This is a genomic window from Methylobacterium durans, from assembly GCF_003173715.1.
Taxonomy (GTDB): Bacteria; Pseudomonadota; Alphaproteobacteria; order Rhizobiales; family Beijerinckiaceae; genus Methylobacterium; species Methylobacterium durans.
The window spans coordinates 4,581,479-4,601,556 of sequence record NZ_CP029550.1; the positions used below are offsets into that span (position 1 = coordinate 4,581,479).

Here is a 20,078-nt window from a genome sequence, read left to right on the forward strand (position 1 = left end):
CATCGCAGCCGATGGAGCGGCAGACCTGAGCACGGGGGAATGCGGCACCGGCCCGCCTCGTGCCGGATCACGGCCCGGCCACGGCCGGCACCCGGGTCGAGCGGGAATTGAGCTTGCCGAGGCTGGCGCCGAGTTGCGTCGCGGCGTCGGCGACGGCGCCCGCGATTGTCGCGAACCCGCGCCGGTCGAGCGCGTCCGTGAGCTCGTCCAGCGCCGCCGCAAGCTGCCGTGTCAGGACGTGCTCGCCCAGGCTTGAGACGGCCCGACGGGCAACGTCGGCGAGCCGCTCCGCCGTCGGCTGCGACACGTGGCCGAGGAGGATGGCCACCGTCCGCAGGGCGTCCGCCAGCGTCTGCGCCTGCATCGACTCCGACGCCACGAGAATGATCAACTCAAGCGCGTCGGTGGCCTCGCTCGGGGTCCTGTCGGCGTAGACCAGGGGCGAGGACGGATCCTCCTGCGGGTCGGCCTCGCGGGGGCTCCACAACGCGATGATGTCGCGCAACGCATGCACCACGGACTGGCCGGGGTTCGGGTTTGACTTGGCCGTCGAGGTGGAGGTCCAGGCAATGGTCGCGAGCTGGTGCAAGCCGTAGCGCGCGTCCTGCTTGAGGTCGCGGCCGGCGTCGAACGTGACGGCCGCGACCGCCGCGTGCGCGATCTCCTCCCGGTGCTTGGGATCCAAGACCTGGTGCGGGTCGACGCGCAAGGCGAACAGCGGGTCGCCGACGGCGAGCTGGCTGCCGAGCGGGACGAGCAGCTCCAGCTCCACGCCTCCCCGACCCCGGCTTTCGACCGCCGTCCGGAGCTGTGTCCGCTCGACGCCGACCACGTGTCCGCTCTCCGGCGAGCGGATGGTCGAGGCCAGGACCCAGTGCCGCCGCGGTGCCCGCCGGGTCTGCGACAGAACCGGTTCGTCGTGCTCGCGGGCACGGAGGATGCGCCGGTGGATGAACAGCACGATCTGCTCCGGACGCATCTGGTCGATGGTATTGTAGATCATGAGGATGATCAGGCAGAGCGCAGCCGTCGTCATGATCAGCGCCAGCATCGTGCCGAACACCGGCCGGTGGAATGCGCTATTTGTCAGCAGCGTCAACAACACAAAGACGGACAGGCCGACGAAGTACCCGAAGTAAAGCTGGTTTGCCCGCCGCATCATGAACTGGTCGGTGACCTGGGCCGTGAGAGCCGCAGATCCCTGCTGGACCGCGATGAGCAGGAGCGAGAAGGTGATCGACGTCACCGTGATGATGCTTGACGCCAGGGTCGTCAGGAGGCTGCCGATCGCCTGGTGGTCACCGCACAGCTTGCCCAGCCAGGCGAGGCCGTCCGGGACGCGCCCCTCCGACCAGACACGGTCTGCGAGGTAGACGCCTGCGTTGAGGCCGACGAAGCCTGCTACGGTGGCAAGGGGCAGCGCCAGGAACTGGTTGAAGGCCCGGCGGATGGCCCGGATCAGGCGGTGCGGCGCGGACGTGAGGGACGAGGGACTGGGCATCCCTACAGAACGGCGCAGCTGCCCGGTATGTTCGAGCGTCGCTGTCGTCGGACTGGCCTCCCCGGCGGCATGGCTAACTGGGTCATGGACATCCGATCCTGCCGGCGCATCGTCGCGGGACGCGGCCGTGAGCGGGCAGGCCGGCGTCGACCGCCATGCCCGACTGACCGCTCCCGAGGACGTCCGGGCGCTTCGCGGCGGAGGGCCTTACCTGGAAAGGTCGAACCGAAGACCGCGGGGCCGGGCGGCTCGGGAACCGGGCAACGCCTCGACCGGAGCACCGCTTGGTGGTCGGTGTGACGTCCGGAAAGCGGATCCCCGCGGGACGAGCGCCGCACAAGCCTGATCCGCCGTTGCACGGTTGCGACACCCGTCCGCCATCACCCGCAACCCCGGTGGGGTACCCGCGACCTTGTGGTGCTGGATACGGGGGCAGGGCATAGTCCGACCCTCGCAACCGGCAAGCGCAAACCGATGACGAACGTGGACGACGCCTGGGTTCCCAACCTCATCCGGCACTGGCGGGAGGACGCCGGCGCCTCCTATCGCACCTGGTTTCTCTGGGAAGAGCGCATCAAGAACTTCCGCTCGATCCGGCGCGGCATCCAGGCCGTCATCGACGAGATCCAGGCCGACACCTTCGGCAACGCCTACCGGGGCTCCTCGCTGGAGACGGTGGTCCACTCCATCGCGGAGCAGCGCCAGGTGTTCAAGGGCGCCGACCATGCCTTTCTCTGGAAGCCGAAGCTGCGCATCCCGGACATCTACGAGAACCGCGCCAACCAGGTCGCCTTCGGGCGCTTCCTCGACACCTGCCTGTGCTGCAACGCCGAGGCACACGTGCTGGCGGCGATCCAGACGCTCGACCGGGCGGGGATCAAGGGCCTGGGCCCGGCCGCGGCGAACCTCCTCTACTTCCTCCACCCGACCTGGGTGAGCCCGTTCAACACGGCCATCGTGAAGGGCTACAACGCGCTGACCGGGGCCAACGTGAAGCTCGGCAAGTGGGACGAGTACCTCGCCATGCGCCGGGGCATCGTCGCCCTCAACGCCACCCACCGCACGCTCCTCTCGAACGACTACGGCGCCATCGCGGGTTTCCTGTTCGACGTCGGGTCCGGCCGCTACCCGCTGCCCGAGCGCGACGGGGCCGCCGCCCTGGCGCGCTGGCGCGAGGATCTCGACCGGGTGCGGGCGGAGGCCGCCGAGACGGCCTCGAAGGCGGCGCAGGCCGCGAGCGAGGCCGACCACACGCACACGGAAATCCAGGGCTGGCTTCGGGACCTCGGGCTTGCCCTGGGCTTCGGTGTCTGGATCGCCTCGAACGATGCCAGCCGCCCCTATGCCGGCGGCAGGTTGTCCGACGGCTGCCTCGGCCGCCTGCCCGAGCGCCTGACCGAGAACGGCTCGGCCGAGACGGTCCGGCTCATCGACGTGATCTGGCTCGACAAGGCGACCGGTGACGTGGCGGCCGCCTTCGAGGTCGAGCACACGACGAGCATCTATTCGGGCATCGTGCGCATGCTCGACCTCGCGCTCGGCGTCGAGGGCGGGACCGCGCGCAACTTCTTCCTGGTCGCCCCGGACAACCGGGAGGACGACGTGCGCGCCCAATTCGCCCGGCCGGCCTTCTCGCGGGTGAGCGAGCTCGACCTGCGCTACCTCCCCTACAGCGAGCTGCGCGGGCACCGCGAGACCATTGCCCGCTTCGGGAGCGGCTTGAAGGGCGTGCTCGCCATCGCTCGACCGGTCGGGGTGCCTCGATAAGCGGGGTCCAGATGCCCGGGCCCCGCCCGAACGGCGCTTCAGGCATCGAGACGGCCCCGTCGTTACGCGGCGCCGCCGGGACCGGCGGTCGTCGGAGCCTGATCCAGCCTGCCCCGACGTTGATCCGGTGCCGCAGGACCCAGCGCCTGAACCTTCATCCTGACGGGCCCTTGGTACCGGGACGGGGTACGCACCCAGGCCCATCCTCGCAGCAGCCCTGTCCGCAGGGCGCGCCTCCGCACGGAACGGCCGTCCGGCCGCCGAATTCGTGCGTCGAACGGTCCTAAACCGCCCCCGATCAGGAAACCTTTCGTTCGGCCCTCGGTTTTGTGAGCGTGTACCCTGCCAGGGTATGGGTCAGGAGTCCCCAAGCAGGGCTGCATCCTGAGTCCCTTCGCCGGAAAGAGGATACGCCTGATGACGAGGAAATCGCAGCACGAAGGTCACGCCACTGGGCAGGGCCTTCAGCAGAGCTTCGACGACTATCAGCTGTTCGTCGGCGGGCGCGCCTCCGATGCCTACGCCGGGACCGGCAGGATGGACATCGCGTTCGGCCGCGACGGAAACGATGACCTGTCCGGCCGAGGCCAGGACGATGACCTCCAGGGCGGCAAGGGCAGCGACGTCCTCACCGGCGGCGCCGGCATGGACCACCTCGACGGCGGCAAGGGCGACGACGTCCTGATTGGCGGCGGTGCGGCGGACGGGCTGCGTGGCGCCGAAGGGCGAGACTACCTCAACGAGGGCGTCGGCCACGGAGACCTGGAGGGCGGCCCCGGCAACGACGTGCTCACCGGCGGTCCGGGCGGCGATGCGTTCGTGATCTCGCCCGACAGCGGCGATGACGTGATCACCGACTTCTCGGCCGGCCCGGGCATGCTGGATCACCTCGCGGTGCGCGGCCTCGCCCCGAGGACCTGCGCTTCGAGGACACCGACGCGGGCGTGAGGATCAGCTGGAACGTGGACGCGGGCCAGGGCTCGGTGCTGCTGGAGGGCGTCGACAAGACGGATCTCGCGCAGGATGACTTCATGTTCACGGACGACCGTCAGGTCATCGAGCCCACGAGTGCCGATGCCGAAACCGTCAGGGCGGAGCTCAGGGACATCATTGACGAGGGCTACAACCTCAGCGCCGACAACGCGGGGAGGGACACGGGTCCCGACGGGACGTTCCGCTTCGACGCGTTCAACGTGCGGACCGGCACCGGTCACGCCGACACCTTCCAGGGCACCGATGGGCGCGACTACTCCTTCGGGTCCGGCGGCGACGACCGTTTGTTCGGCGGGGCCGGAGACGACGACCTTCGCGGGGACAGGGGCAACGACGTGCTCGACGGCGGGGCAGGGCAGGACCACCTCGCGGGCGGCGACGGCAAGGACGAACTCTACGGCGGGGACGCGGCCGACAACCTCATGGGCGAGGGCGGCAACGACAAGCTCTACGCCGGAGCCGGGCACGACATGCTCGACGGCGGCCAAGGTAACGATGAGTTGAACGGAGGTGATGGCGCAGACGCCTTCATCGTCGGGCCGGACACCGGGGACGATATCATCACCAGCGGCTTCGATGCGGGCCCGGGCGCGTTCGACCACCTCGCGCTGCGCGACATCCTGCCGGGGCAGGTCACGGTCTCCGACGAAACCTCGACGCACGGGGACGACCACACCGGCGTCCTGGTCAGCTGGCAGACAAACCAAGGCAACGGCTCGGTTTTCCTCGAAGGCCTGACGAAGAGCGAGATGGCGCAGGACGACTTCATGTTCAACGCCGATGACGGGAGGCAGGGCGCCTTCGTCGACGACGCGGCGATCATGAGCGAGGGCTCCCAGCTCATCTTCCAGGAGACGGCGTCCACGTCCCCCAATCCGGAGCACGACTACCTGCTCGCCTGACCGGCAGCGGCCCCGCGCCGCAATGCGCGGGGCCTACGCTCGCGGCCGGGCTCGCCCGGCCGCTCCGTCGACCGGAACTTCCATCGGTCGGGTGGGCCCAGCGACTCATCCGCGACGGGGGGCTCGTCTCCATCACTCTCGTCATGGACCTCCTGACGCGCCGTCCGTCGCGAGCGGTCGCGGCCACGGCGGGCGAGCGCACAGGGACGCACGTGGCTGGGGGCTCTCCAGCGCGCCGGACCCCGCAAGGCAGCATGCCGGGGCGGGCAATGCGTGCCGGCCCGGCGCTGTCCTTCGGACCCGACGCATCAAGCTGCGCATCCTGCGGACGCGCTCGTGCAAGCTCCCATGTCGGGCACGACTTTCCCGCGGCGTCGTGCCGGCCTGCAGGCGTCAAGCGCCGAATCGGCGACCCTGAAGCCGGACATGCGTCAGGCAGGGCGACACGATGCGGAGCGAGGGATCGGATCTGGAGCGCGAGACGGCGTCCGCGGGCGACGCGCTGCACAAGCGGATCGAACGGCTGGAGGGCCGGCTGGAGTTGCAACGGGACCTCGCCCGGCGCGCGCTCGATGAGCAAACGGCTCGCTTCGTCCAATCCATCGGTGTCGTCGTCGATTACCTGGCGGCGCGTGGCGTGGTGGACAGGGACGATCTGCGGACGCACGTCGAGCGCAGCTTCCACATCGTCGACGCGGGCGAGCTCGCGGGACCGTTCAGAGGAGCGATCGACGTGTACGGTTGGCTGACCTGGGCCGAGGTCACCAAGCGATGGAGCGAGCCTCGCCCGTTCTCTTGGTCGGGGCAGGCCGACCCGGGTCCATCAGGGTCCGGGACGGGGATCGGAACCGGGTCCATCGAGCCTGATCTCGAAATCGGTCCCGGGCGGGACACGTAGCCTGAGGCCAAGCCCTTGCAGGGTCGATCCGCACAGGCTCGCTGCCGCTCAGGAAGCCCGAACGATGACCTTGTGGCTCTCCACCATTTCCGGTGTCCAGCGACCCTGTCGGCGTGCCGCCGCTTCGAGCAGCGCGAGCTGCCGCCTGGTGATCTCGCCGGACTGCGCGCGGCAGGCCTCGGCTCCGTATTCCTTCTGGACCTGGACGGTGCCGAGCACGGTGACGAGAAGCACCAACGCATAGGCCGTTCCGCGGGCGATGAACCGGAGGCCGGTCGGATTTTCGCGATAGCCGCCGACGAACTCGAACCGCGCGCCCAACCGATGCTCGGAGGTGAAGGGCAGGAACAGCCCGAGGTCGTGGGCGAATTGGTCGAGCGCTCGTGAACGGTCGACCGGATCGGGGTCGTCCAACGCACGTGCAAGCTCCTCGGCCGAGTGGCGCGCTCGCCCCGACAGGGCACCGGGGTCCTCGATCCAACGACCGAATTCACCAACGGCCGCGACGTGCGCCCGAGCCTGGCGAAGGCGAACGAGGCATCCCAGCAGCTCGTCCAGGCCCACCGGCTTCCCACCGAGATCGACCGAAATCTCGATGCCGATGACCCGACCGTCCGGCACACGGAACAGCGAGGTCAGTTCGTCGGGAGGGATGTCCATTGGCCAGGGTACCCCGTCTACCGGAGCCGTCTCTCCCGCCAGAGGACGGATGACAAGGGAGGCTGGTCGATGATTCCGTCAGGCCGGCGTGCGGGGTCGGCTCGAAGGCAAGCCAACGTCGACGCGTGACCGGCGGGGGGCGCGCCGACCGAGCACTGCTTGCCAACGCGCCGGACACCGCCAGCCGAACCCGTCGTGGATCGGAGAAACTTCGCAGCGGCTCGCGAGTTGGCCAGCGTACCCATGAGGGGTATAAGCCAGAACTGTCCGGCCGCGCGTGCCGCGATTTCCAGGGTGTGGAGCGGCACGGTGCACCACGTGGCAGCGGGGTGCGGTGCCAGGAGGACCGCGGATGCAGGTTAGCCCGTCGGCCGGACCGGTGCTCGGGGATTACGGTTTCGTGGCGCTGGTGCTGCTGATGACGCTCGGCCTCTCGCTGCTGGCTCTCGCCGCGTTCGCCCGGCGCCCGAAGCGCACGGTGCCGGCCACCGGCGCGTGGGCGCAGTATCGCTTCGGCTACCCGGTCTACGCCCTGATCTTCCTCGCGTTCGATATGGAGATGATCTTCATGTATCCGTGGGCGGTCGTCTTCGCCGACATCGGCGTGAGCGCCTTCCTCGACATGCTGGTCTTCATCGCGCTCCTCTCGGCGGGCATCGCCTACGCCTGGGGCATGGGCGGTCTCCGGTGGGAATAGTCGGGAGCGCCGCGGCGGTCCTCGCCGCCCTGATTGTCGGCGCCGGCCTGACTTGGGTCGTCGAGCGCCTCTTCGCCCATCCGGGCTGGGAGGCCGGCCCGGCGCGCGGCGCCTATCTCCGCGGCGGCCTCGACCTGCCGAACGCCGACCGATGGCTCCTGCCGGCTGGGCCCGTGGTGGCGCTCGCGGGGGTCGCGCTCGCCATGGTGGTCATGCCGTTCGGGCCCGGGCTGATCGGCCGGGACCTCGGGATCGGACTCTTCTACGTCATCGTGGTCGTCGACTTCGTCGTGCTCGGCCTGGCGCTCGCCGGCTGGGGCGCCAACACCCCCGACGCCGTGGAGGCCTGCTACCGCATCGTCGCCCAGCTCGTCGCCTACGTCGTGCCGCTCGGGCTGGCCTATGTCGGCGTGGTCATGATGGCCCGCTCGCTGTCGACCGTCGCCGTCGTCGAGGCGCAGCGGGACCTCTGGTTCGTCGTCCTGCAACCCTTAGGCTTCCTCCTCTACCTCGTCACGGGGCTGATGCAGTCCTACCGCGCCCCGTTCCTGGAGCCGTTCGCGGGCTCCATCGGCGGTGGCGTGCTCGGCGCGGCCGGCGGCTGGTCCGCCCTCCTGTGGCGTCTCGCGCTCGCCGGGGTGCTCCTCGTCGTCGCGGCGATCGGGGCGGTGCTCTACCTCGGCGGTCCGTCTGGGCCGTGGCTCCCGGGCTGGGCCTGGATGCTGGCCAAGACCTACGCCCTGATGGCGCTGATGCTGGGGCTCGGGCGCTGTGTCCGGCCGCTCTCGACGGCCGGGATGCTGGCGCTGTCCTGGAAGGTCCTGATCCCGGCAGGCCTCCTCAACGTGCTCCTCGTCGGCGGCCTGATCCTCCTCGGCGTGGGACCGCGGACATGACCGCGGCCTTCGAGCTCACCGCCTTCGGCATCTCGGCCTTCGTCGCCGTCGCGGGTGCGCTCGGGATGACCACGACCATGAGCATGTTCCGCTCGGGCATCTTCCTGATGGCCTCCTTCATCGGCGTCGCCGGGCTGTTCATCCTCCTGTCCGCCGACCTGATCGGGCTGCTCCAGGTGATGATGTACATCGGCGGCTTCCTCGTCATGATCCTGTTCATGGTGCTGGTCATGCACGACCCCGGCGGGGCGATGATGGCCGGCATGGACTTGGCCCCGCTGGAGCGCTGGTTCAGCAAGGGGCTCGTCCCGCGCCAGCCTCCGGATGCCGGGCGGGGCGGCCACGGGCACGGCGAAGCCAGCGGCCAAGCCACCGCCGCGGGGCGCGAGGGCCACGCCGAGCCGCACGAGCCCCGGCAGGGCGGCGAGGCGCAGGCTGAGCAGGCCCACGCGCACGACGAAGCGGCCAAAGCCATGCCGCAGGACGCCCAGGTCGGGCACGCGGCCCATCAGCACGGACATGCTTCCCACGAGCACGCGCAAGGCGGCGGCCACGGCGGCATGGACATGGGTGGGATGGACATGTCGATGGTGACGCCCGTGCGCCCGCTGGCGGCCTGGCTCGCCCTCGGGATCGGGGTCGTGCTCGTGGGCATGCTCATCCTGCGGCCGGCCTGGCCGGTGTCCGCCGCGGTACCGGACCCGGACTCGGCGCGCCGGGTCGGCCACCTCCTGATGGACAAGTACATGGTCGCCTTCGAAGGCGCCGGCTTCCTGATCCTGATCGGCATCTTCGGCGCGGTGCTGCTCGCCCGGCCCTCGGCCTACCCGGACGACGCCTCGCGCGCCGCCAGGGTCGCGGTCGATGCCAAGCCGGAGCCGGTCCGGGGCGACCGCCTCGCCTCCCTCGCGGGGCCGGACCGGCCGGCCGGGCACGCGGACCCGCACGAGGCGCACCACCAGCACGGGGGAGATACGGCATGACCGTCCCGCTGACCGCGTACCTCGTCGTCGGCGCGCTCCTGTTCGCCATCGGCCTCTACACCGTGGTGGCCCAGCGCTCGGCCGTGATGGTCCTGATGGGGGTCGAGGTGCTCCTCAACGCCATCGGCCTGAACGTCGTCGCGTTCTGGCGCTTCACCGCGCCGGGCGACTACTCCGCGCAGATCTTCGCCATCCTGATCGTCACGGTGGGCGCCGTCGAGATGGCCATTGGGCTCGCCCTCGTCCTGCTGCTCTATCGGCAGCGCCGAACGGCCGAGGTCGACGCCTACGCCGACCTGAAGCGATGATCCCGCTTCTCGCCGTCCCGCTCCTGCCGCTCCTCGCGGCCGCGGCCGCTCTCGGGCTCGGCCGGCGCCTGCCCTGGGGCGGGGGTGAGCTCGTGGTCGGCGCCGTCGCCCTGTCCCTGGCCGGGCTGGCGCTGGTCCCGGGCGGCACGTCGCTGTCGGCGACCTGGTTCGAGAGCGGCGGCTATCGCCTCACGGTCGGGCTCGCGGCGACGCCGCTCACGTGCTTCGTCGCGATGACCGTCGCCGGCATCGCGCTGTGCGTCGGCTTGTACAGCCTCGGGTACATGGCCGGTCGGGCCGACCGGCCCCGCTTCTTCGCCGAGCTCGGCCTCTTCATCGGCGCCATGCTGACCCTCGTGCTGTCGAACTCCCTCGCGCTCCTGTTCGCGGCCTGGGAGCTGGTCGGGTTGGCCTCGTTCCTCCTGATCGGCTTCGACCATGCCGCGCCCGGTGCCGCGGGGGCCGCCGCCAAGGCGTTCCTGATGACCCGGACCGGCGACGTCGGCCTCCTGCTCGGCTGGCTCCTGGCGCTCGGCCTCGTCGGAAGCTGCGACATCGAGGCTCTCGTCGGCGCCGTCGAGGGCGGCGGGATCGCCCCCGGCGCGGTCACCCTGATCGCGCTCCTCATGCTGGCCGGCGCGGCCGGCAAGAGCGCTCAGTTGCCGTTCTCCGCCTGGTTGCCCGACGCGATGGTCGGACCGACCCCTGTCTCGGCCCTGCTGCACTCCGCCACCATGGTCGCCGCCGGCGTGTTCCTCGTGCTGCGCCTGTATCCAGTCTTCGCGGCGGCGCCCTTCGCGCTCGACGCGCTGTTCTGGACCGGGGCCGTCACGGCCCTGGCCGCCGGACTCATCGCCACCGCCGAGACGGACCTTAAGCGGGTGCTCGCCTGGTCCACCTGCTCGCAGCTCGGCGAGATGATGGTCGCGCTCGGCCTGGGCGGGCCGCGCGCGGCTACGCTCCACCTCGCGGCCCACGCGGCCTTCAAGTCGACCCTGTTCCTCGCCGCCGGCGTCGTGCAGGAGCGGACGGGCACGCGCGCCCTCGACCGGCTCGGCGGCCTCGTTCGCCCGCTCCCCCTGACCGGGGCCGCCTTCCTCGTCGCGGCCCTGGCGCTGGCCGGCGTGCCGCCCCTGTCCGGGTACTGGAGCGAGGACGCGGTCCTCGCCGTCGCGTCGCGGCACGGGCCGGGGGCGGGGGCCCTGGTCGTGCTGCTCGTCTTCCTCGGGGGCGTCTACATCGGCCGCGCGGGGGCCGCGACCTTCCTCGGCCAGGGCAGGGGCCGCGCGCCTGCCGACGCCGGCGCAAGCGGATCGGCGATGGGCGCCGGCATGGGCGGGCTGGCGCTGGCCGCCGCGGGTCTCGGCTGGCTGCTGGCCGGCCGGTTCGGTGCCGTCTTGCCGTTCGCCGCGGGGCCCGGAGCGGAGACCGGTTGGCGGAATCTCGGCATCGCCGCCGGGATCCTCGGCCTCGGCATCGGTGCGGCCCGGGGATGGGGCGGGGCGCCCGCCCTCGGCACCTTCCCGACACGGCTCGCCGCCGGGCTGGCGGCGGCCACCGTGGCGCCGGCACGCTGGACCATGCGGCTCGCCCGGACGATCCCGGCAATCGAGGGTGCGCTCGACGCCGGCGCTCGCGCCGTCGCCCGGGGATCCTGGCGAGCCGCCGAGGGGGCCGGGCGCATCGAGGCAGGCGTCTTCGGGCGCGGCGGCGACCGCCTCGCCGCCGGGCTCGCCGGCGGGGCGAGCGGCTCCGCGCCCTGCAGGCCGGCCGCCTCTACCTCTACACGCTCGGCCTGTTCGCCTGGACCGCGGCGGCGCTCGCCGCCGGCGCGCTCATGCTCTGGCCCTGAAGGGAACGGCCGCGATGCTGACGGTGACCATCTTCCTGCCGCTCCTCACCGGACTCGCCGTGCTGGCGCTGCCGCGCGGGCGTCCGGACCTCGTCCGCCGGGCCGCGCTGGCGGGGGCCACGCTGACGCTGGGCGCGGCCGTCATCCTCTGGGTGGGGTTCGACCCGGCCGCCGACGGCCTGCAGTGGCGGCAGACGCTCCCGTGGATCCCATCGCTCGGCGCGAGCTACGACATCGGCGTCGGCGGCCTCTCCCTGGCGCTGATCCTGCTCACCGCGGTCCTCCTCACGGTCGTGATGGCCTACGTGCTCCCCGGGCACGACCGGGCGCACGCCCACGCCTTCCTCTTCCTCCTGCTCGCGACCGGGCTGATCGGCCTGTTCGCGGCCCAGGACCTGCTGCTGTTCTACCTGTTCTTCGAGGTCGGCCTGGTGCCGATGTACTTCATCGTCGGCATCTGGGGCGGGGAGCGACGGGGTTACGCCGCGCTCAAGTTCTTCCTCTACACCCGCGCCGGGAGCCTCGCCATGCTGCTGGGCTTCCTCGCCCTCTACCTCGCCATGGAGCCGCACACCTTCTCGCTGTCGGCCATCGTCCAGGCGCGGCCGCTGGACCGGACCCCGCTCGCGGGCGGCCTCGTCTTCCTGGCGCTTCTCCTCGGGTTCGGGGTCAAGCTCCCGATCGTGCCGCTGCACAATTGGCTGCCCGACGCCCACGTCGAGGCCCCGACCGAGGGCAGCGTCGTTCTGGCCGGGCTTCAGCTGAAGATGGGCGGCTATGGCATGCTCGCCGTGCTGCTGCCCGCCCTGCCGGAGACCGTCGCCCGGTTCGGCTGGCTCCTGGTCGCCCTGGCCCTGGTGTCGCTCCTCTACGGCGCGCTGGCGGCGCTGGCGCAGTCCGACATGAAGCGGCTCGTCGCCTACACCTCGGTCAACCACATGGGCTTCGTCACGCTCGGCGTCGCGGTGGCGGCGCTGGCCGACAACGAGGGGGTGCGCCGGCTGGCGCTCAACGGCGCCGCCGTCCAGATGGTCAGCCACGGCCTGCTGACGGGCGGCATGTTCCTGCTGGTGGGCATGCTCCAGCACCGCACTGGGACGCGGGAGATCGGCCGCTTCGGCGGCCTGATGGGCCCGATGCCGGTCTTCAGCGGCCTGTTCGGCCTGCTCGCCTTCGGCTCCCTCGGGCTCCCGGGCCTGTCCGGCTTCATCGCCGAGTTCCAGGCCGTCGGCGCCGCCCTGCAGCTCTCCGCCTGGGTCGCCGGGTTGGCCGTCCTCGCGCTCGTCGTCACGACCGCGGTCTACCTTCGGCTGGTGACCGGCCTGCTGATGGGGCGGCCGCCGGCGGATGCGCCGGCCCTGCCACCCCTGACGGCGGGCGAAGCCTGGTCGGCGGGCGCGCTCGCGGCCCTGTCGGTCGGGATCGGGATCCTGCCGGCCACGCTCGTCGCGCTGCTCGACGGCACGACCGCCGCGCTGGCGCACCTGCCGTGACCGGCGGCTCGGCGATGGGCGGCTGCATGGATCTCGGGGCGGTCGCGCCCGAGATGGTCCTGGCCGGAACCGCCCTGGCCCTGGTCCCGGTCGCCGGCTGGGCCCGGGGCCGGTGGCGCCGCCTTCCTGCCGCGCTGGCGTTGCTCGCCCTCCTCGCCGCGATGGGCCTGACCCTGCCCATGCTGACGGCCACGCCGCGCGACGCCTTCTGCGGCACCTACGCCGTCGACCCGTTCCGGGCCTTCTACCAACTCGTCATCGAGGCCGGCGCCGTGGTGAGCTTGCTGTCGCTCGCCTCCCACTTCCGGGCGAGTGAGCAGGAGCCGCACCATCCGGTCGCGCTCCTCATGGCGACCGTCGGGGGCCTGGGGCTCGCGGCGGCCACCGACCTCGGCCTGATCGTCCTGTTCCTGCAGATGGTGAGCTTGCCCGCCTACCTGCTCGTGCTGCTCGTCCGGAGCGACGGGCCGGCCCAGGAGGCGACGCTCAAGTATTTCCTCTACGGCGCCGCCGCGCTGGCGGTGATGGCCTACGGGTTGACCTTCCTGTTCGGCCTTACCGGCAGCCTGAACCTGCGAACCATCGGCGCGGGGCTGGCCGGCGCCGACCGGGCCTGGGTCGCGTTGGCCTTCGGCCTGGTCGTCGTCGGCTACGGCTTCGAGATGACGCTGGTGCCGTTCCACGTCTGGGCCCCCGACGTGTTCCAGGGCGGCACGGCGCCGGTCTCCGGCTTCGTCTCGGTCGTGCCGAAGGTGGCCGCCTTCGCCGGCCTCCTCCGCCTTCTGCTGGAGGCGATGCCGAACGGTCTCGCCGCGTGGCCGACCGTGCTCGCGCTCATGGCGGCTGCGACGATGACCTTCGGCAATTTGGTGGCGCTCCGCCAGGCAAGCCTGAAGCGGCTGCTGGCCTATTCCAGCATCGCCCAGGCTGGCTACATGCTGATGGCGGTCGCGGTCGCCGATCGCGTCCCCCAGGCGCTGCCGGCCATTGGGTACTATGTCGTGGCCTATCTCCTGATGAACCTGGCGGCGTTCACGGTGATCGCGCAGGTCCAGCGCATGTCCGCCAGCGACGGCCTCGCCGCGGTGCGCGGCCTCGGTCGGCGCGCGCCGTGGTCGGCGGCGGCGCTGACCCTCGCCCTCCTGTCGCTGGCCGGCGTCCCGCCGTTGGCGGGCTTCGCCGGCAAGGTGTTCCTGCTGCTGGCCGCCATCGACGGCGACCTCGCCTGGCTCGCCGTGCTCGCGGCGGCCAACATGGCGGTGGCGCTCGCCTACTATGTCGCCGTCATCGCCGAGATGTACTTCCGGGAGCCGGAACGCCCCGAGGCGGGGGCGCCCGGCGCAGGTTACGCCTGGGCGCTCGGCCTGTGCTCGGCGGGAACGCTGGCCTTCGGCATCGCGCCGAGCCTGCTGCGCGGCGTCGCGCAGCTCGGCGCGACGCTCCTGCGATAGCCGAACGCGATGCAGGCGGGGACGCTCCAGCGGCATCGTCGTGGAAACCGCCGGCCCAGGGTCTCCGGACCCGACCCGGCCTCGCTCGGCCCTCGACCCGCGCCCACCCGGCAGCCCCGGGGCCATGTAACGGCGCGTGCCCGCCCTCCCGGGCGTCGCGGGAGCGGGGACGGCTCCGGCCGGTCGAGGTCCGGAAGAGGCCATTCGAGCGAGGGGAGGTTGTGCGATGCGCGTCGGATCGGGCCGGGGAGCTGGCTTCCGGGTGGATAGGAACGGCCGCCTCGGCGGTCTCGGCGCCAAGGTGGCGCGCCGGCTCCGGGAGGGGCCCTACGGCGAGAGGGTCCTGATCGGCTTCCGGCGGGATCTGGCGGTCCCGTTCCCGGGACCGCGGCCGAACGTCCCGATCAGCCTGCGCGCGCTCCGGCCGGATGACGTGGCCGCCCTGTTCCCGGCGGCGGACGGCACGGCGGCCGAGCGCGAACGTGCGGACGTCGCATGGCGGCTGGGCATGGTGGGCCGGCGCACCCTGATGAGCCGCGCAATGGTCGCCGTGGACGAGACCACCGGCCGGCCGTGCCACATCCAGTGGCTCACCGAAGGATACAGCGACGTGATCCGGACCGCCGCCGCGCTCCCCGCCCTGTCGCTCGACGAAGGGCTCCTGGAAAGCGCCTATACCCCGAATGCGTACCGGGGCATGGGTATCATGTCCGCCGTCACGGCCCGGATGGCCGAATTCGCCGCAGGGTGTGGCATGCGCTACGTCGTGGCCTTCATCGACCAACGCAACATCGCGTCGCTGAGGGGCGCGCAACGGGCCGGCCTCTCGCCCTGGCAGATCGAGACCTGCACGCAGTACGCCTTCGGGCTGCTCCGCAGGGTGCGCTTCGCGCCCATTGGCGACGGCTTCGCGGTGGCTGGCGAGGGGCTGGGCAGCCCGAGTCCTTGAGGCGCGCAGGACGGTGTGGCGCCGCGAACGCCGGCGAGCCTGCGAACGGCCGCTCCCAAGGGCGCCGAACCCGGGGCCATGCGCGGGCAACGCGGTCCGGCCACCGGCTCGCTGGCCGCCGGCCGCGGCTTGGCAGCGGTTCCAACGGGGTCGCCGCACTGGTGGGGCAGCGGTTTTCCCCCGCGGATCCCGTCGTGTCGGTCTGCGGACGAACGCGGCAGCGCCCGCCGCCGACCGCGCGTCACCGCGTGAGATGGTAGGGAAGCAGATGCCGCCGGTTCACCGTCGACCTGTCCTTGAACAGGTTGAGCGGGCCCGACAGTCCATGTCGGATCACAACCACCTCGAACCGGTCCGTGGCAGCCGTGATGTCAACCGGGACCCCAGGCGCGGGCACGAACTCGACGTCGTGCTCAAGCCCGTGGCAGCTCGCGGCGCTGGCACAAGCGGCATGCCCGACCGGCGTGACGCTGGCGACCCTGACGTGCCGGCGTCGCTGGATCGGAAGGCCCCGCTCCTGTGCCAGCCGCAGGAGGAGAAGCGCCAGAAACCGGTTCAAGGCGTAGCAGCGGGAGAAGCAGGCCCCGTCATGCGCGAGCACGGTGGCCGGCATGGGATTCCGGATGAGCCCCGCCAGGACGAGGTCGACCGTCGCCCAAGCCGGTGAGGCCCTCAGGCCAGCGATGGCGTGCTCGTGGGCCCTTTCAAGCTGCGCCATGGCCTTCTCGTCGTCGGCGCTGAGCACGTTCCAGATCAGCGTACGCTGGGCTTGGTCCTCCGCTCCCTGCACGATGCGCTCGACCCGGTCGAGCGCCCGCCTCACCGCCTGCCCGGCATTGCACAATCGCTCGTAGACCTGCCGCGCGCCCATAGCCGTCACGACGCGGATGAAATCCTGCAGGGCGCCGTCGCCGCCGCCCGAGACCAGGACCCTGGGGACGACGCCCGGCAGGCCCAAATCCCTCGCTTCGAGCTGGTCGCTCTCCCAGAAGCGGGATCCGGTGTACCCGCCCTCGGTGCATCTCTCCCCGCCGAACCCGACGCACGAGACGAGAGCCCCGAAGCGTTCGGAGCCAGTGGGGCTCGCTCCCTGGCGGAGAGGGAGATCCAGGTAACCATCCGCGCTCGCGACGGGCATCGCCCCGGGGATGGGCAGGTCCAGGCCCGCACCGTAGCGGACGTCGAGCCGTCCCGCGTGGCGCGTCAGCGCCGCACGGAGCCGCATCTCCCATCCGAGCGCGATGGCGTTCGCACGCGCCGCCGTCCAGCCGAGCGGCATGGGCGGCCCCGACCACGGGAAGTGCCCGCGACGCCAGTGGGCAAGGGGCCAGTCGTAGAGGGTCGGGTCGATGTCGCGGGTCAAGCAGAACCGCTGCCGGACGAACGCCGCCGGCTCTCGTTCCACCACGACGGTCCTGACACCCCGGTCGGCGGCATGAATGGCGGCGGTGATGCCGGAGGCGCCGGCGCCGATCACCAGGAGGTCGCGCCCTGCCCCGTCGATGAGGCCTGCCCGGATGGCGCGCTCCACGATCAGGTAGGCGCGGACCATCTGGTCGCGGATGCTCGCCGGCGAGAAGTCGCCGCCCACCTCGAAACAATGCGGCACGACACCGTGGGCCGCGAGCACCGGATCCCAACCCATGGTGCGTCAGTCGGCCTTGTCCTTCGCGCGGAGCGGCAGGCTGATGTGGCGGGTCCAGTCGGCCACCGCCTCCGGGTCCGTCTCGAATGGCATCGTCGCATAGACGGCCCTGTCGGCGTCCGGCGTCGAAGGCGTGGACCCCGTGGACGCCAACTCGGCCGGTTCGTCCGGAAGGAATTCGTTCGGGTCGACGAGGAAGGACCGGACTAGGTTGCGGCGGCCCGCAGGATCCAAGCCCCAATAGCTCTCCGGGACCTCCAGATAGTAGGCCTCGCCCATCAGGTCGCGCTGCCCAGGGGCGTCGAGACCGGTGCCGATCATGGCAAAGAGAGGTGTCGCGCGGTCGTCGGTCTCCTGACCGAGCTCGCGGACGAGGGCGCTCCTCCTGCGCGCGTCGTCGAGCCGCTTGACGGCTGTCTCCGGATCGAGGCCCGAGAGGCAGCCGATCTCGACGCCCACCAAGTTCTCGGAAAGGGAGAGAACGCTCAGGGAGCTCGCGGCGCCGTCGTGGGCGGCACCCAAGCCCGCAGGACGGCCGGGCAATGCCGCGGTCGGCATCGTCGAGCCACCCCCCTGCTGGGCTTGGAAGGCGCTCTCCGGTGGCTGGCGATAGAATTTGGTCGGCCGCTCGGCTGCATAGGGCTCCGAAGACAGCCAATCCAGGAGCCTATCGGCCAGGAGCCCGGACCCGGCATCGTCGGCCTCGCGTCGGTCGGGCGCGAACAAGGGTTCATGCGCCCCGACCGCGCGGATCGCTCGCGCCTGTGCCGGGTTCAAGGAGGGAGGAAACGGGGGGATGGCGACCTGGTCGATCGCCTCCTTCACCTGCCGCAGAAGGCCCGGGAGATCCGTGCCGGCATACGGCACCTGGGCCGGGTCCAGGCCCATGAGCGCGGTGGACTGGCCGAGACGGGCGGAAACCGACATGCCTGCGGAAGCCTCGTCCTCTCGGCGAGGCCGCTCGGTGGCTGCCCGTTCGCGCTCACTAGCCATGATAACGACCTAGGTTCGCCGGTCGACCTGATGGTAGCCGATGGCAAGTCCTTATAGTAGCGCGCTTCGTCCGGCCTCGGTAGGCTCCCGCGCCACATATGTCGCGGGCAGGGCCGGCGATGCACCGGTGAGTGCGGGATCCTGCCCCTCCTCGGCGCATGCGCATTCCTGGGAGGCTCTTGCTATGCTGCTTCACCGCGCCGCCCTAGACCCGGCCGCCCGCGCGCCGATGACGACTGGCTCAGAACCGTCCACGTCCCGTGCCAGCAGCAGGCCCTGCGCGATCTCGACTTGGCGTTCGCCAACTCCTTCGCGGGCCGGGCGAGCTGATCCCGCCCTCGCGAGCGCGGGATCGCCGACAACTTCCGCTTCCCCGGTCGCGAGACCAGGATGGGACGCCTGAATGCGAGGTGGCGTGCCGTCCGTTGGCCGACGAGCGGCTGGTTGTCGCTTCGAGACACGCGGCCCCTTGGGGGGCGCATTCGGAGCGGGAAAAACGTCAAGCCGCTTGCACCTGGCGGCCCGGCGCCGGGGCGCCTCGCTCCGAGGGGTGCCCGGCACGCGCGAGCGCCTTGGTGACCTCCTCGAAGCGCGCGCTGGCGTCGGACCAGCTCTGGGCGAAGTCGAACAACTCGCGCAGCGCCGGCGCGATCTCCTTGTAGGCCGCCAGCGCCGCGACGAGCGCCCCGAGAGAAAGGCGGCCCTGGACGACGAGGTAGCCGCCCAGCGAGAAGAAGAAGAACGGCGTCAGGTTGGAGGTATAGTTGTAGAGACCTTTCATCCGGCCTTTGAGGTCGTTGATCTCGACGCGGACCCGCTCAAGGTCCTTGGCCTGACCGATCTGCCGGAGCAGGGGCGGGAGTCTCCGACCCTGGCCGTCCGGGGCCTCGCCCGGCTCGGCCGCATGGTCGGTTCGCGCCGCGGTCAGGAGCCCTCCCAACGCCCGTGTCCCGTGCACCCTCTCGCGCACCCTGGCGTTCAGCCGCCGTTGCAGGCTTGGCAGGATGCTGAGCTGCACCGGCAGCATGATCAGGGCGGCGAGGGCGAGGGCGGCGTTCTGGAAGAGCAGGAACACGACGCTGGTCACGAGCGTGCCACCCTGGACCAGCGGCACGACGACGAGGCTGCCCCCGAAGTAGCCGATGGGCTCGACCTCCTGCACGGCGACGGCGGCGAGCGTGGCGCGCTGCTCGGGAGACTGCTCCCCGCGCGCGCGCCGGACGATGGCGAGGCGCAGACGGCGCACGAGGCGTTCGTTCACGCGCCCCCGCGCCTGGTTGACGGCGTACTTGGCAAGCCCGCCCAGCGTGAGCACGCCCAGGTAGCTCGCGCACAGCGCGAACAGAAGCTCCACCCGTCCGAGGCCGAGGCCCAGGAAGGCCATGCCGGGGTGGCCATCGCCGTCCGTGTCGGCAAGCGCGTGATTGATGATGTGCTTGGGGATTTCGAGGAGGAGCCACGCCGCCGGGAGCGTCAGGAGGGAGAGCAGCACGAGACGGAGCTGGAAGCGCAGCGTCGCCTGTACGACGTAGGCTTCCAGCCGGCAGCCATGCGACACGTCCTCATCGACGGGCGACGGTTGCGGGTCGGGCGAGGACGGGGCGTCGCGCCGTGAGGCCTGGGCTCGGCTGCGACGCCGAAGCCGTGCCCGCCGCAGGACGAGCCGGGCGGCGAGCCAAGCCGTCCAGGCCGGCGCGACGACGAAGGCCAGCACGGCCACCAGGTCCATCCACCAGTGACTGTGAGGGTAGTCGAGCCCCCCGACCCGGTGGACCAGATCGTGGACGAAGGACGGCGTGAACAACGGGTGCTCCGGGATTGGGGCCGGCTCCGCCGAGCCGGACAGGCTTCACTACGGGTGCCCCCCTTCAGACACGCCCGCCCATGCGTGCAGCCTTGCCGGAGGGTGGTCGAACCGGGCTGTGCACCGTGTCCCGCAACCTTCGCGGCCGGGCCTGGCTTGGGCCCGGAACGTTGCGGCTGGGTTTCGGACGTCCCATGACGGGCGAGGCCTGGCTGCGGCAAACGACGATGCGCGGGAATCCGGCATCCCTCGATCCCTGGATGCGATCCGGGCCCTCTTCCGTCCG

16 protein-coding genes and 1 pseudogene are annotated in these 20,078 nt (G+C 71.4%); 12 read left to right on the plus strand and 5 right to left on the minus strand.

Annotated elements, in window-relative coordinates; translation table 11 throughout:
* Positions 1-67: 67 nt before the first annotated feature.
* On the minus strand, positions 68-1,501 hold the full coding sequence (locus DK389_RS21045) for a DUF2254 family protein (protein WP_109892510.1): 1,434 nt from the start codon (positions 1,499-1,501) through the stop codon (positions 68-70).
* 474 nt (positions 1,502-1,975) lie between these two features.
* Here DK389_RS21045 and DK389_RS21050 point away from each other — a divergent pair, with 474 nt between their 5' ends.
* The 4 genes from DK389_RS21050 (at position 1,976) to DK389_RS32675 (ending at position 6,061) form a co-directional block, all read left to right on the plus strand.
* Positions 1,976-3,268 (plus strand): type II restriction endonuclease, encoded by a 1,293-nt coding sequence (locus tag DK389_RS21050; RefSeq protein ID WP_109892512.1) that lies wholly within the window; start codon positions 1,976-1,978, stop codon positions 3,266-3,268.
* Positions 3,269-3,685: 417 nt separating this feature from the next.
* Positions 3,686-4,216 (plus strand): calcium-binding protein, encoded by a 531-nt coding sequence (locus tag DK389_RS34400; RefSeq protein ID WP_236960211.1) that lies wholly within the window; start codon positions 3,686-3,688, stop codon positions 4,214-4,216.
* Complete coding sequence (locus tag DK389_RS34405) at positions 4,213-5,163, plus strand: calcium-binding protein (RefSeq protein ID WP_236960213.1); 951 nt, start codon at positions 4,213-4,215, stop codon at positions 5,161-5,163. Before DK389_RS34400 ends, DK389_RS34405 begins: the two co-directional genes overlap by 4 nt.
* A 448-nt stretch (positions 5,164-5,611) precedes the next feature.
* Positions 5,612-6,061, plus strand: coding sequence for a hypothetical protein (locus DK389_RS32675; RefSeq protein ID WP_162560749.1), 450 nt, complete (start codon positions 5,612-5,614; stop codon positions 6,059-6,061).
* A 48-nt stretch (positions 6,062-6,109) separates the two neighbouring features.
* Here the strand turns inward: DK389_RS32675 and DK389_RS21065 are convergent, their stop codons facing one another.
* Positions 6,110-6,721, minus strand: a complete 612-nt coding sequence (locus tag DK389_RS21065; protein ID WP_109892516.1) for a hypothetical protein — start codon at positions 6,719-6,721, stop codon at positions 6,110-6,112.
* A 352-nt stretch (positions 6,722-7,073) separates the two neighbouring features.
* On the opposite strand from DK389_RS21065, the gene DK389_RS21070 reads away from it, so the two are divergent.
* The 8 genes and pseudogenes from DK389_RS21070 to DK389_RS21105 all read left to right on the plus strand — a co-directional run bounded on the left by DK389_RS21070 (position 7,074) and on the right by DK389_RS21105 (position 15,350).
* On the plus strand, positions 7,074-7,418 hold the full coding sequence (locus DK389_RS21070) for an NADH-quinone oxidoreductase subunit A (RefSeq protein ID WP_109892518.1): 345 nt from the start codon (positions 7,074-7,076) through the stop codon (positions 7,416-7,418).
* A complete protein-coding gene (locus tag DK389_RS21075; RefSeq protein WP_109892520.1) occupies positions 7,409-8,314 on the plus strand; it encodes a complex I subunit 1 family protein in 906 nt (301 codons plus the stop codon). The genes DK389_RS21070 and DK389_RS21075 overlap by 10 nt, the downstream gene beginning before the upstream one ends.
* Positions 8,311-9,297, plus strand: a complete 987-nt coding sequence (locus DK389_RS21080) for an NADH-quinone oxidoreductase subunit J family protein (protein WP_109892522.1) — start codon at positions 8,311-8,313, stop codon at positions 9,295-9,297. Before DK389_RS21075 ends, DK389_RS21080 begins: the two co-directional genes overlap by 4 nt.
* Positions 9,294-9,605 (plus strand): NADH-quinone oxidoreductase subunit NuoK, encoded by a 312-nt coding sequence (gene nuoK / locus DK389_RS21085; protein ID WP_109892524.1) that lies wholly within the window; start codon positions 9,294-9,296, stop codon positions 9,603-9,605. The genes DK389_RS21080 and nuoK overlap by 4 nt, the downstream gene beginning before the upstream one ends.
* A pseudogene (locus DK389_RS34410) lies at positions 9,602-10,768 on the plus strand (NADH-quinone oxidoreductase subunit 5 family protein); the annotation flags it as partial. The gene nuoK and the pseudogene DK389_RS34410, both read left to right, overlap by 4 nt.
* A 703-nt stretch (positions 10,769-11,471) precedes the next feature.
* Positions 11,472-12,950, plus strand: a complete 1,479-nt coding sequence (locus DK389_RS21095; protein ID WP_109892526.1) for a complex I subunit 4 family protein — start codon at positions 11,472-11,474, stop codon at positions 12,948-12,950.
* Positions 12,947-14,401, plus strand: coding sequence for an NADH-quinone oxidoreductase subunit N (locus tag DK389_RS21100; protein ID WP_109892528.1), 1,455 nt, complete (start codon positions 12,947-12,949; stop codon positions 14,399-14,401). The genes DK389_RS21095 and DK389_RS21100 overlap by 4 nt, the downstream gene beginning before the upstream one ends.
* Positions 14,402-14,627: 226 nt before the next feature.
* Complete coding sequence (locus DK389_RS21105) at positions 14,628-15,350, plus strand: GNAT family N-acetyltransferase (RefSeq protein WP_109892530.1); 723 nt, start codon at positions 14,628-14,630, stop codon at positions 15,348-15,350.
* 241 nt (positions 15,351-15,591) lie between these two features.
* Here the strand turns inward: DK389_RS21105 and DK389_RS21110 are convergent, their stop codons facing one another.
* From DK389_RS21110 to DK389_RS21120, 3 genes are all read right to left on the minus strand, one after another.
* Positions 15,592-16,995 carry an FAD-binding protein gene (locus tag DK389_RS21110; RefSeq protein ID WP_236960216.1) on the minus strand — a complete coding sequence of 468 codons (1,404 nt, stop codon included), beginning with the start codon at positions 16,993-16,995 and terminating at the stop codon, positions 15,592-15,594.
* 6 nt (positions 16,996-17,001) lie between these two features.
* Complete coding sequence (locus DK389_RS21115; protein WP_109892532.1) at positions 17,002-17,922, minus strand: hypothetical protein; 921 nt, start codon at positions 17,920-17,922, stop codon at positions 17,002-17,004.
* 565 nt (positions 17,923-18,487) lie between these two features.
* Entirely contained in the window at positions 18,488-19,792 is a 1,305-nt protein-coding gene (locus DK389_RS21120; RefSeq protein ID WP_109892534.1) for an ABC transporter ATP-binding protein, read from the minus strand.
* Positions 19,793-20,078: the final 286 nt, after the last annotated feature.

What these genes read in the sequence shown, in the direction of transcription:
- DK389_RS21045 (WP_109892510.1), bottom strand. Translation starts at nt 1,501, where the DNA reads ATGCCCAGTCCCTCGTCCCTCACGTCCGCGCCGCACCGCCTGATCCGG.
- DK389_RS21050 (WP_109892512.1), top strand. Translation starts at nt 1,976, where the DNA reads ATGACGAACGTGGACGACGCCTGGGTTCCCAACCTCATCCGGCACTGG.
- DK389_RS34400 (WP_236960211.1), top strand. Translation starts at nt 3,686, where the DNA reads ATGACGAGGAAATCGCAGCACGAAGGTCACGCCACTGGGCAGGGCCTT.
- DK389_RS32675 (WP_162560749.1), top strand. Translation starts at nt 5,612, where the DNA reads ATGCGGAGCGAGGGATCGGATCTGGAGCGCGAGACGGCGTCCGCGGGC.
- DK389_RS21065 (WP_109892516.1), bottom strand. Translation starts at nt 6,721, where the DNA reads ATGGACATCCCTCCCGACGAACTGACCTCGCTGTTCCGTGTGCCGGAC.
- DK389_RS21070 (WP_109892518.1), top strand. Translation starts at nt 7,074, where the DNA reads ATGCAGGTTAGCCCGTCGGCCGGACCGGTGCTCGGGGATTACGGTTTC.
- DK389_RS21080 (WP_109892522.1), top strand. Translation starts at nt 8,311, where the DNA reads ATGACCGCGGCCTTCGAGCTCACCGCCTTCGGCATCTCGGCCTTCGTC.
- nuoK (WP_109892524.1), top strand. Translation starts at nt 9,294, where the DNA reads ATGACCGTCCCGCTGACCGCGTACCTCGTCGTCGGCGCGCTCCTGTTC.
- DK389_RS21095 (WP_109892526.1), top strand. Translation starts at nt 11,472, where the DNA reads ATGCTGACGGTGACCATCTTCCTGCCGCTCCTCACCGGACTCGCCGTG.
- DK389_RS21105 (WP_109892530.1), top strand. Translation starts at nt 14,628, where the DNA reads ATGCGCGTCGGATCGGGCCGGGGAGCTGGCTTCCGGGTGGATAGGAAC.
- DK389_RS21110 (WP_236960216.1), bottom strand. Translation starts at nt 16,995, where the DNA reads ATGGGTTGGGATCCGGTGCTCGCGGCCCACGGTGTCGTGCCGCATTGT.
- DK389_RS21115 (WP_109892532.1), bottom strand. Translation starts at nt 17,922, where the DNA reads ATGTCGGTTTCCGCCCGTCTCGGCCAGTCCACCGCGCTCATGGGCCTG.